This window comes from Micromonospora yasonensis (genome assembly GCF_026013475.1).
In the GTDB taxonomy this organism is placed as follows: Bacteria; Actinomycetota; Actinomycetes; order Mycobacteriales; family Micromonosporaceae; genus Micromonospora; species Micromonospora yasonensis.
This window is the reverse complement of sequence record NZ_JAPDPH010000250.1, coordinates 1-9,707: the sequence shown is the minus strand read 5'-3', so window position 1 is coordinate 9,707 and position 9,707 is coordinate 1. Positions and strand designations below refer to the sequence as shown.

Below are 9,707 nucleotides of genomic sequence, written 5' to 3'. Positions count from 1 at the left end.
TCAGCGAGAAGGTTCTGACTCAGGCGCTCCGTGAGATGGAGACGGACGGGCTGGTGCACCGGGAAGTCCACGATGTGCTGCCACTGAAGACCGAGGGCCGGCACGGCCGGACCGGGCACGACGCCACGCTGCTGCTGGTCGCCGGCACCCCGGGCTTCGGCTTCGGGCACGGCGAGGTGTGGGCGGTGCACACCGCGTGGAGCGGCGACCACGTCACCGTCGCCGAGCGCCGACCCACCGGCGAGTCCACCCTGGGCGGCGGCGAACTGCTCACCCCGGGCGAGATCGTGCTCGGCCCCGGCGACGAGTACGCCACGCCCCTGCTGTACGCGGTGCACTCCACCGCCGGGCTGGACGGGCTCAGCGACGTACTGCACACCCACCTGCGGGCCCGCCCGCAGCACCCGCGCAGCCCGCGCCCGGTGACCCTGAACGTCTGGGAGGCGGTCTACTTCGACCACGACCTGGACCGGCTCAAGGGCCTCGCCGACCGGGCCGCCGAGGTCGGCGTGGAACGCTTCGTGCTGGACGACGGCTGGTTCCGGGGCCGCCGGCACGACCGGGCCGGGCTCGGCGACTGGTGGGTCGACGACGACGTGTGGCCCGACGGGCTGCAACCGCTCATCGACCACGTCCGCGAGCACGGGATGCAGTTCGGGCTCTGGGTCGAGCCGGAGATGGTCAACCCGGACTCGGACCTGTTCCGGGCCCACCCGGACTGGGTGCTCCAGACCCCCGGCCGGCTGCCACCGGAGTGGCGGCACCAGCAGGTGCTCGACCTGGCCCACCCGGACGCGTACGCCCACCTGCTGGGCCGGCTCGACGCGGTGCTGACGGAGCACGACGGGATCGCCTACCTGAAGTGGGACCACAACCGGGACCTCACCGAGGCCGGGCACGCCGGCCGGCCCGGGGTGCACGCGCAGACCGTGGCGGTCTACCGGCTGCTGGACGAGCTGCGCGCCCGGCACCCCGGGGTGGAGATCGAGAGCTGCTCGTCCGGCGGCGCCCGGGTCGACCTGGAGATCCTCCGCCGCACCGACCGGATCTGGGCCAGCGACTGCAACGACGCGCTGGAGCGGCTGTCCATCCAGCGCTGGACCGGCCTGCTGCTCCCGCCCGAGTTGGTCGGCACCCACATCGGACCGGAGCGTTCGCACACCACCCACCGGGTGCACGGCCTGGGCTTCCGGGCGGTCACCGCGCTCTTCGGGCACCTCGGCATCGAATGGGACATCAGCGGGATCACCGCCGCCGAGCGGGCCGAACTCGCCGCCTGGGTGGCGCTGCACAAGCGGCTCCGGCCGCTGCTGCACGCCGGCCGGGTGGTCCGGGTCGACCATCCCGATCCGGCCGTCCAGGCGCACGGCGTGGTCGCCCCCGACCGCTCGCACGCGGTGTACGCGATCTCCCGGCTGGCCACCTCGGTGGCCCAGGTGCCGGGTGCGGTGCGCCTGCCGGGGCTGGACCCGGCGCGGCGCTACCGGGTGCGGCCGCCGGCTGGGGTGCCGGAGCCGGCGTTGCTGGAGCTGACCCCGCCGGGCTGGCTGGCATCGAGCGACGGGGTGACGCTGAGCGGTGCGGCGCTGGGCGTCGTGGGGCTCCAGCTGCCCGCGCTGCATCCCGAGCAGGCGCTGCTGCTGGAGGTGACCGTCGGCTAGGCGAGGGAACGGGACCGGTCGAGCGCAGCGCGCCACGCCGTGACCGCCTGGTCCGAGCCGGCGACCGTCACCCCGGCATCGCTGCCGCCACGGAGGAAGTCGACCAGCGCCGACGGCGCACCGGTCAGCTCCACGTCCGCGGTGCAGGGTGACGGCGCCGGCCGGACGTCCAGCCGCCCGGCCTCCACCACCATCAGCACGGGCGCGTCGCCGCCGTGCACCAGGACGGTCAGCCCTTCCAGGTCCGTCAGGTCGGCGCCGTCGAGAAGCAGTGGCGCGGCCAGCCGCAACCAGTGGCTGCGGAAAGTGTCCTCCCCCTGCCCGCCGGACAGCAGCGGCGCGCCCCACCGCGCGAGCGCGTGGATCACCGGCTCCACCTCGCGGCCGCGTTCGGTGAGCTGGTAAACGACGGCTGACGCGGGCCGGGGCAGCCCGACCCGCTGCACCAGTCCGTCACCCTCCAGTTGCCGGAGCCGCTCGGCGAGCAGGTTGGTGGCGATGCCGGGCAGGGCGTCCCGCAGGTCCGAGTAGCGGCTGTCCCGAATGAGCAGCTCGCGCAGGATCAGCATCGTCCACCGGTCGCCGAGCACGTCCACGGCGCGGGCCACCGGGCAGAACTGACCGTACGAGCGCATGGGCCGATCCTAGCATTCGCTTTATTTTCTAAACCAGATGCTTTATTTTCTTGTCCATGGCTGATCAACCGTCACGGCGGTCGCCGTGGTTCCTGCTGGTGCTGCTCTGCCTGGCCGTGTTCACCATCAACGTGGACACGACGATCGTGAACGTGGCGCTGCCCACGTTCGTCCGCGAACTGCACACCGACACCCGTGAGCTGCAGTGGATCGTCGACGCCTACAACCTGGCGTTCGCCGCGCTGGTGCTGGCCTTTGGCAGCCTGGGTGACCGCTTCGGGCGGCGCGGCATGCTCGTCGCCGGCCTGGCCCTGTTCACGCTCGCCACCACGGTCGGGGCGGTGGTCGGCACGGCGGACCACCTGATCGCGGTACGAGCGGTCATGGGCGTCGGCGCGGCGATGATCTATCCGACCACCCTGTCGATCCTCACCAACGTCTTCACCGAGCGCGGCCCTCGGGCGGTCGCCATCGGCATCTGGGGAGGCGTCACCGGCCTCGGCGTGGCGGTCGGCCCGATCGTCGGGGGCTGGCTGTTGGCGCACTTCTGGTGGGGCAGTGTCTTCCTCGCCATGGCCCCGCCCGCGGCGCTCGCCGCCGCGCTGACCGTCGCCATCGTGCCCACCTCCCGCGACCCCGCCACCCCGCCGCTCGACGTGCCCGGTCTCGCCCTGTCGAGCCTGGCCGTCGGCGCGCTGGTGTGGACCCTCATCGAGGCACCGGACCAGGGCTGGGGCTCCGCCCGCTCGGTGGCCGGCTGGCTGCTGGCCGCGCTCCTGGCCACCGCACTCGTCCTCCGGGAGCGGCGGGTGGCCCATCCGATGATCGACGTGCGGCTGTTCACGAACCTGCGGTTCAGTGCGGCCAGCGGCGCGGTGACGGTCGCCTTCTTCAACCTGTTCGGCTTCATCTTCCTCATCACCCAGTACTTCCAGTTCCTCCGGGCCTACTCGGCGTTCGAGACCGGGGTGCGGTTGACCCCGGTGGCGGTGTGCATCGCCGGCGGCTCGGTGCTCGGCACCCGGCTGGCGGTACGCGTCGGCACGCGCCGGGTGGTGGCCGCCGGCCTTCTCCTGCTCGGGCTCGCCTACGCCTGGATCTCGACGCTGAGCAGCACCACCGGCTATCCGGAGATCGCCGCCCAGATGGTGCTGCTCGGTGGCGGACTCGGGCTGACCAGCGCCCCGGCGACCGAGGCCGTCATGGGCGTCGTGCCGGCCGCCAAGGCCGGGATCGGTTCGGCGGTCAACGACGCCACCCGGCAGGTCGGCGGAACGCTCGGCGTCGCGGTCATCGGCAGCATCTTCGCGTCGCTCTACCAGCACGGGCTCACCCGACTCGACGGTGAGCTGCCCCCGGCCGCCGCGGCCACGGCCCGCGACTCGATCGGGGCGGCGCTGACCACCGCCGACCAGCTCGCGGCCACCGGGCTCCCCGCGCAGGCCAGCACCCTGGCCTCGGCCGCGAGCGCCGCCTTCTACGACGGACTGCAGGCCGGCTGCCTGGTGGCGGCCGTGATCTCGACACTCGCCGCGATCGGCGTGATCCGCCTCCTGCCCGACCACCCATCCTCGCCCGGGAACGGGCAGGGCTTCTCCGACGGTCGGGCCGGCGACGGAACTCCGACTCCCATCCATGCCTGACCATGCCCGGCAGGCCGGGGCGGTGGCCGGGTCCGCCCCGGCCCGGCCACCACCCCGTGCTGGACCGTTACCTCGGCAGCCGGTCGGTCCACTCCGCGGTCAGCGCGAACATGCCGTCGCCTTCCCTCGAGATCCGGGCACCGTCCGCCGTGACGTAGAAGCTGGTCTTCCGGATCCGCGCGGTGGCCGGGTCGATGACCAACCGGGCCGCCGATCCCGCGCCCAGGCGGATCAGCAAGCCCTCCCCACCATCGGTCGCCCCGGTGCTCGCCACCTCGGGGTACGCGGCGATGGCGTGGAACGCGGCGGCGCGGACCTTGGGCGGGGCGGGCAGCTGGGCGACCAGGGAGAACAGGCCGTCGAAGACCATCTGCTCCCGCATGGCGGCGTCCGGCTTCCCGGCACTCGTCCGCACGTCGCTGTTGCGCACCGACCGGGCGATCCACTGCTTCAGCGCGGCCGGTTCGGTCGGCAGCTCCTGAAGCTGGTCGAAGGTCACGTCCGGGCCGCCGAGCCGGAACGGCGTGGGCAGGGGAAGTTCCATCACCGTGCCGCCGGTCTTGTCTCCGCGTACCCAGGTCCGGCCGTCGCGCCGGGTCCAGCTCTCCGACCGCCAGTCGGTGGACTCGGTCCGGAGGTACCAGTAGGTGCCGGACTCGGCGGGGGTCTTCTCCGCGGTGGTGGCGGCAGCGAGCAGGATCTGCTGGCCGGGGGCGGCGGCTGAGCTCGGCACGGAGCCGCCCGTGCTCCCGGTCCCGCCGGCACCGATCACCACCCCGGCGGCGCGCCGTGCGCGGCAACGACCTGGGTTTCTCCCCGCCCGGCTTCGTCCTCCTGGTGGGCTGCTACCTCCCCCTCCTCCTCTGGGGCCCCCTCCTGCTCGCCCTCACCGTCGCCTACCACCGCCGCCGGAGGGCTGGCTGAACGGCGGTCAGTCGGGCACGAGGCGGCCGTCCCGGAGGGTGAGGGTGCGGTCGGCCATCTCGATCAGGGCCGGGTCGTGCGTGGCGACCAGGGCGGTCATCCCCTTGGCGTGCACCACGGCCCGGAGCAGGTCCATGATCGAACGGCCGGTCTCCGAGTCGAGCTGGCCGGTCGGCTCGTCGGCGATGAGCAGATCCGGCTCGTTGGCCAGGGCCCGGGCCACGGCCACCCGCTGCTGCTGCCCACCGGACAGCTCGTACGGGCGTTGCGCGGCGTGCCCGCCCAGCCCGACCAGTTCCAGCAGCACGGCCACCCGCTGCTCCCGCTCCGCGGCCGGCACCTTGGCCAGCCGCAGCGGCACCCCGACGTTCTCCGCCGCGGACAGGATCGGCACCAGGCCGAAGGTCTGGAAGACGAAACCCACGGTCCCCCGGCGCAGCGCCAGCAGCTCCCGCTCGCTCGCCGAGGTCACCTCGTGCCCGGCCACCCGGACCCGGCCGGTGTCCGGCCGGTCCAGCCCGCCGACCAGGTTGAGCAGGGTGGTCTTGCCGGCGCCGGAGCGGCCCCGGACGGCGACCAGCTCGCCCCGGCCGGCCGAGAAGGAGACGTCCTGTATCGCGTGCACGGCGTGCTCGCCCTTGCCGAAGGTGCGGCTCACCCCCTCCACCCGGACCACCTCGTCGGTGGTGGCGACCCGGACCGGCGCCACCGTGGGCTGCTCGCTCATGACTCGTTCTCCTCGGCGTGCGCCCGGTCGCCGGGCCGCACCTCGACGTGGTCGGGTTCCAGGTTGAGCCGGACCCGGTCGCGCAGGGACAGGGCGTCCACGAAGGACGCCGGGAGTTGCATCCGGCCGGTGCGGTCGAGCACCGCGTACTCCTCGGAGACCAGCTCGGTGCTGCCGTCCGCGGCAATCCGCGCGGTGCGGCGTACCTCCGAGGAGGTCCGGCCGTCGCGGATGGCGACGGTCCGGCGGACCTGGCCGGCCACGGCGTGGTCGTGGGTGACCACCACGATGGTGACGCCCAGCTCGGCGTTGATGGCCCGCAGCGCGGCGAAGACCTCGGCCCCGGTCGCCTCGTCCAGCTCACCGGTCGGCTCGTCGGCGAAGAGCACCTCCGGGTCGTTGGCCACCGCCACGGCGACCGCGCAGCGCTGCTGCTCGCCACCGCTCATCTGGCTGGGCTTCCGGTCCGCGCAGTAGCCGACGCCGACCAGGTCGAGCAGCTGGCGGGCCCGTTCGCGCCGGGCCCGGCGACCGCCGCCACGGCCCGCCAGCTGCATCGGCAGCTCAACGTTCTCCAGCGCGGTCAGGTACGGCAGCAGGTTGCGCCCGGTCTGCTGCCAGACGAAGCCGACCATCTCCCGTCGATAGCTCACGCGGCGCTTGGCGGAGAGGTTGAGCAGGTCGTACTCCGCGACCCGGGCGATGCCTGCGGTCGGGGTGTCGAGCCCGGAGAGGATGTTCAGCAGGGTGGATTTTCCGGACCCGGAGGCGCCGACGATCGCGACCAGCTCACCCCGGTCGATGACCAGGTCGAGCCCTTGCAGGGCGACCACCTCCACCCCCTCGGTCTTGAAGATGCGGACCAGGCCGTCGCAGACGATGTGCCCGCGCAGCCGGTCCTGGCCGCCGGCTCGCTCAGCGGCACGCTGAGCGGCCCGGTGCTGCAGGGCGGCGAGGTCCGGCACGACGGGGGTCTGTGCGGTAGCGGTCATCAGCTCTCCTCTCCGAGCCGGAGCACCTCGCCGAGGCGCAGCCGGCGGTTGTTCAGGGCCTCGACGACGACTGCGAAGCCGAGGGCGACCGCCCCGAGCGCGACGACCCCGGCGACCAGGCGGGGCTCGAACGCCACCCGGACCGGGGCGCCGCTGGTGAAGGTCGACAGGCCGAGCACCGGGGTGAGCAGCAGTGGCAGCAGCGCCCCGACCAGCGCGCCGGTGAGCACCGACACGCTGACCGCCGGACCGAGCTCCACCAGCAACAGCCCCCGCCACTGCCGGCGGGACAGACCGAGGGTGCGCAACCGGGACAGCACCTGACCCCGGGCCCGGGCGCCGGCCAGCACCACGAACGCGATCGCCAGCAGACCCAGCGCCGTTCCGGCGACGGTGCCGGCGGCGAAGCCGAAGACCAGAACCCCGTTCGCGCTGCCTTCGCCCAGCTGCCGGCGGGTCTCCGCCCAGGTGAGGACCTCCACCTCGCGAGGCGGCTCCTGGCCGGCGACCGTCCCGTCCTTTTGGAATCGGGACTGACCCGCGTTACCCACCTGGCGCAACTGTTCGACGTCGAGGTCGCTGCCGGCGACCAGGAAACCGGTCGGCACGGCCGGGTAGTCGCGCCGGGGCAGGGACTGCCAGGGCAGGACGACAAATCGGCTGCTTCCCGCTCGGAGCATCGGGAAGCTCTCCGCCCGGTCGGCCACCCGGAACTCGTACCGCTGGCCCTGCACCATGACGAAAGCCGAGCGGTCCAGGCCGGCGGCGGCCAGGTCGGTGGCCACGGCCGGGGAGACCACCGCGGGCAGCGGACCGGGCTGCGCGCCAGAGCCGAGCAGGGCCGCGGGTACGGTCATACCGATCCCGGACTCGCGGAGCACCCGGGCCATGGCCGGCCCGTCGACCAGCACCACGCTGACCTCGCCGAGCCGGGGATCCGCGCCGATCGCATCCTTCGACAGGCGCTGGCCCGCCTCCGTCAGCACCGGTGCGGCCGCTCGCACCCCGGGCAGCCGTTCCAGCTCCGCCCCGGTCTCCGGCGCGATCCGTTCTGCCCGGATCAGCGCGTCGGCGGGCACCCGCCGGCTGGCCACATCGTCCCGGCTCGTTTCGATGCCAGCGGCGACAACCGCGCAGAACGCCGCGGTCGCGAGGGCCAGGACGACGACCACCAGCGGAGTGGTGAAGACGGCGCGGCCGGCACGGGCGGTGCCCAGAAAGGCGACGCTGCCGCGCGCCCGGGCAGCGAGCCGGCTGACCAGCCGCAGCGGCCACGGATAGAGCCGCACGACCAGCACCGCGGCACCGACGGCGAGCAGCACCGGGACCGAGACCAACAGCGGATCGATCTCACCGAGGACGAGGCCGCGGCGGCGCAGCAGCACGACCGCGAGCACGGCGAGCAGCAGCAGACTCACCTCCGCCGTCATCCGGCGCACCGAGGGACGTAGCTTGATCAGGTCGCGTCGCCCGGCAACCCCGGTCGGCGCCGCGAGGGTCGCCACCGGCAGCGCCAGGGTGACGAGGACTACCACAACCACGGCGATCGCCGCGGTGTCGCCGGGTGACCCGGGTGCCAGGTTTCCGAGTAACCAGCCCAAACCGGCGGCGGGCACCACCACCAACAGAGATTCGGCGAGGCTGCGGCGTACTCCGGCGGTAACCGTGCCGCCCCGGGCACGCAGCAGGGCGAACTCGGCCCGACGCCGCCGGACGGTCAGGCCGGCGGCCAGCACGACCAGTCCGGCCAGGGTCGCCAGCACACCGGCCGCGATCACCGCGAGTACGGTGTGGGCGGCGGCCACCGCCGTCATGAACTCCCGCAGCGGAATATCCAGGCCCTGGACGAACGTGAAGCCCTGCGCCTCCCGGCTCATCCGCTGGAGGTTTTCGATGAGCCCGGGCACCTCCCGAGCGGTTACGTCCTCGGTGCCGAGGCGGTAGCGCCAACTGAACCACAGGCCCCAGCCGTCGGCGGACAGGTGGTCCAGCGCGACACCGTCGACGACGCCGAGCGCGATGAACGGCTCCGCGTCCCCCTGCGGCTCGACCACCCGCAGGATCGAGGGCAGGCCCTGCCAGATGCCGTCGCCCCGCTCGCGAGGCTCGAAGACGCCCACCACGGAGACCCGGACGGGGTCCGGGGCGCCTCCCGAGGTCGGCGACTCGGGACCGGCGAGGGTCAGTTCACTGCCAGCCCGCAGGTTCAGCTTGGTCGCCACCTCGGCGGCCAGCGCCACCTGCACCGGCTGTCCGGCCTCCGCCCCCTTGTCCGGCCAGCGTCCCTCGGTCAGCGTGCCGGCCTCCGCGATCCCCGGCATGTTCCGCAGACCGAGGTCGACCAGGAGGTTCTTCGCCGCCAGATCCGGGCCCGTGACCCGGCCCGGGTCGGTCTCCGCGGTGAACCACCGCTGATCGACCAACCTTCGCACGTCCGGCGGCATCTCGGCCTGCTTCCTCGGCAGGTCGGCCTCGAACGCCGCCATCAAGGAGGTGCCGTTCCCAGCGTTGAAGATCGGCTCCCCGGTCGAGTACGTCACGTCCCGCTTCTCAGCCGGTTGGCTGGCCAGCAACGTCCGCAGGCCCTGATCGGTGCGCCAGTTCACCACCCGCGGCACTGCGCTGATCAGCAGCATGACGACCGCCGCCAGCGCCGCGAGCAGCAGGAACTGCCCACCGTACGCCCGGACCCGGCGGGCGACCGCGCCAATGCTCATTCCGCCGTCTCCCCGCTCGTGGTCGTCGCTCCACCCCACCCGATCACCGGTCTCCCCCGATCCGCATCTGCGCCACCGCCACCCGCTGCCGGATGCCGAGTGCGATGAACGCGCTGAAGGCCAGCGCCGCCAGCAAGAGCCCGAACGCGGTCAGCCCGATCGGTGCCCAGGGCAGCACGAAGGCCGCCTCGGGCACGGGCCTGCTGGCCGAGGGGGTGAGGATGACCAGCGGGGCCATCGTCACGCCCACCACAGCACCCAACAGCAACCCGACGCCGACCCCGATCCCGGCGAGGAAGGTCTGCTCGGCCAGCAGCGCCCGGGCCAACAGCCAGGGGTTGGCGCCGAGCGTGTGCAGCACGGCGAACTCTCCCAGCCGGTGCCGGGCCGTGGCCCAGACGTCGACGA

8 protein-coding genes are annotated in these 9,707 nt (G+C 73.4%); 2 read left to right on the top strand and 6 right to left on the bottom strand.

Annotated elements, in window-relative coordinates; all coding sequences use genetic code 11:
• The coding region (locus tag ONA70_RS31440; protein WP_265010120.1) for an alpha-galactosidase at window positions 1-1,661 on the top strand (1,661 nt) is incomplete at its 5' end.
• Here the strand turns inward: ONA70_RS31440 and ONA70_RS31435 are convergent.
• On the bottom strand, window positions 1,658-2,296 hold the full coding sequence (locus ONA70_RS31435; RefSeq protein WP_265010119.1) for a winged helix-turn-helix transcriptional regulator: 639 nt from the start codon (window positions 2,294-2,296) through the stop codon (window positions 1,658-1,660). The two genes, ONA70_RS31440 and ONA70_RS31435, sit on opposite strands and share 4 nt — an antisense overlap.
• 56 nt (window positions 2,297-2,352) lie before the next feature.
• Between ONA70_RS31435 and ONA70_RS31430 the strand changes: the two genes are divergently transcribed.
• A complete protein-coding gene (locus ONA70_RS31430; RefSeq protein WP_265010118.1) occupies window positions 2,353-3,939 on the top strand; it encodes an MFS transporter in 1,587 nt (528 codons plus the stop codon).
• A 67-nt stretch (window positions 3,940-4,006) separates the two neighbouring features.
• On the opposite strand, the gene ONA70_RS31425 is transcribed toward ONA70_RS31430, so the two are convergent.
• The 5 genes from ONA70_RS31425 to ONA70_RS31405 all read right to left on the bottom strand — a co-directional run.
• Entirely contained in the window at window positions 4,007-4,672 is a 666-nt protein-coding gene (locus ONA70_RS31425) for a hypothetical protein (protein ID WP_265010117.1), read from the bottom strand.
• A 198-nt stretch (window positions 4,673-4,870) separates the two neighbouring features.
• Window positions 4,871-5,590: an ABC transporter ATP-binding protein gene (locus tag ONA70_RS31420; protein ID WP_265010116.1), complete on the bottom strand. Its 720-nt coding sequence runs from the start codon at window positions 5,588-5,590 to the stop codon at window positions 4,871-4,873.
• Complete coding sequence (locus ONA70_RS31415) at window positions 5,587-6,582, bottom strand: ABC transporter ATP-binding protein (RefSeq protein WP_265010115.1); 996 nt, start codon at window positions 6,580-6,582, stop codon at window positions 5,587-5,589. The genes ONA70_RS31420 and ONA70_RS31415 overlap by 4 nt, the downstream gene beginning before the upstream one ends.
• Window positions 6,582-9,299, bottom strand: coding sequence for a hypothetical protein (locus tag ONA70_RS31410; protein WP_265010114.1), 2,718 nt, complete (start codon window positions 9,297-9,299; stop codon window positions 6,582-6,584). The genes ONA70_RS31415 and ONA70_RS31410 overlap by 1 nt, the downstream gene beginning before the upstream one ends.
• A 43-nt stretch (window positions 9,300-9,342) precedes the next feature.
• A partial coding sequence (locus ONA70_RS31405) for an FtsX-like permease family protein (protein ID WP_265010113.1) occupies window positions 9,343-9,707 on the bottom strand: 365 nt, incomplete at its 5' end.

Excerpts from the sequence above, each read along its gene's own strand:
- ONA70_RS31435 (WP_265010119.1), bottom strand. The coding sequence starts at position 2,296 with ATGCGCTCGTACGGTCAGTTCTGCCCGGTGGCCCGCGCCGTGGACGTG.
- ONA70_RS31430 (WP_265010118.1), top strand. The coding sequence starts at position 2,353 with ATGGCTGATCAACCGTCACGGCGGTCGCCGTGGTTCCTGCTGGTGCTG.
- ONA70_RS31420 (WP_265010116.1), bottom strand. The coding sequence starts at position 5,590 with ATGAGCGAGCAGCCCACGGTGGCGCCGGTCCGGGTCGCCACCACCGAC.
- ONA70_RS31415 (WP_265010115.1), bottom strand. The coding sequence starts at position 6,582 with ATGACCGCTACCGCACAGACCCCCGTCGTGCCGGACCTCGCCGCCCTG.
- ONA70_RS31410 (WP_265010114.1), bottom strand. The coding sequence starts at position 9,299 with ATGAGCATTGGCGCGGTCGCCCGCCGGGTCCGGGCGTACGGTGGGCAG.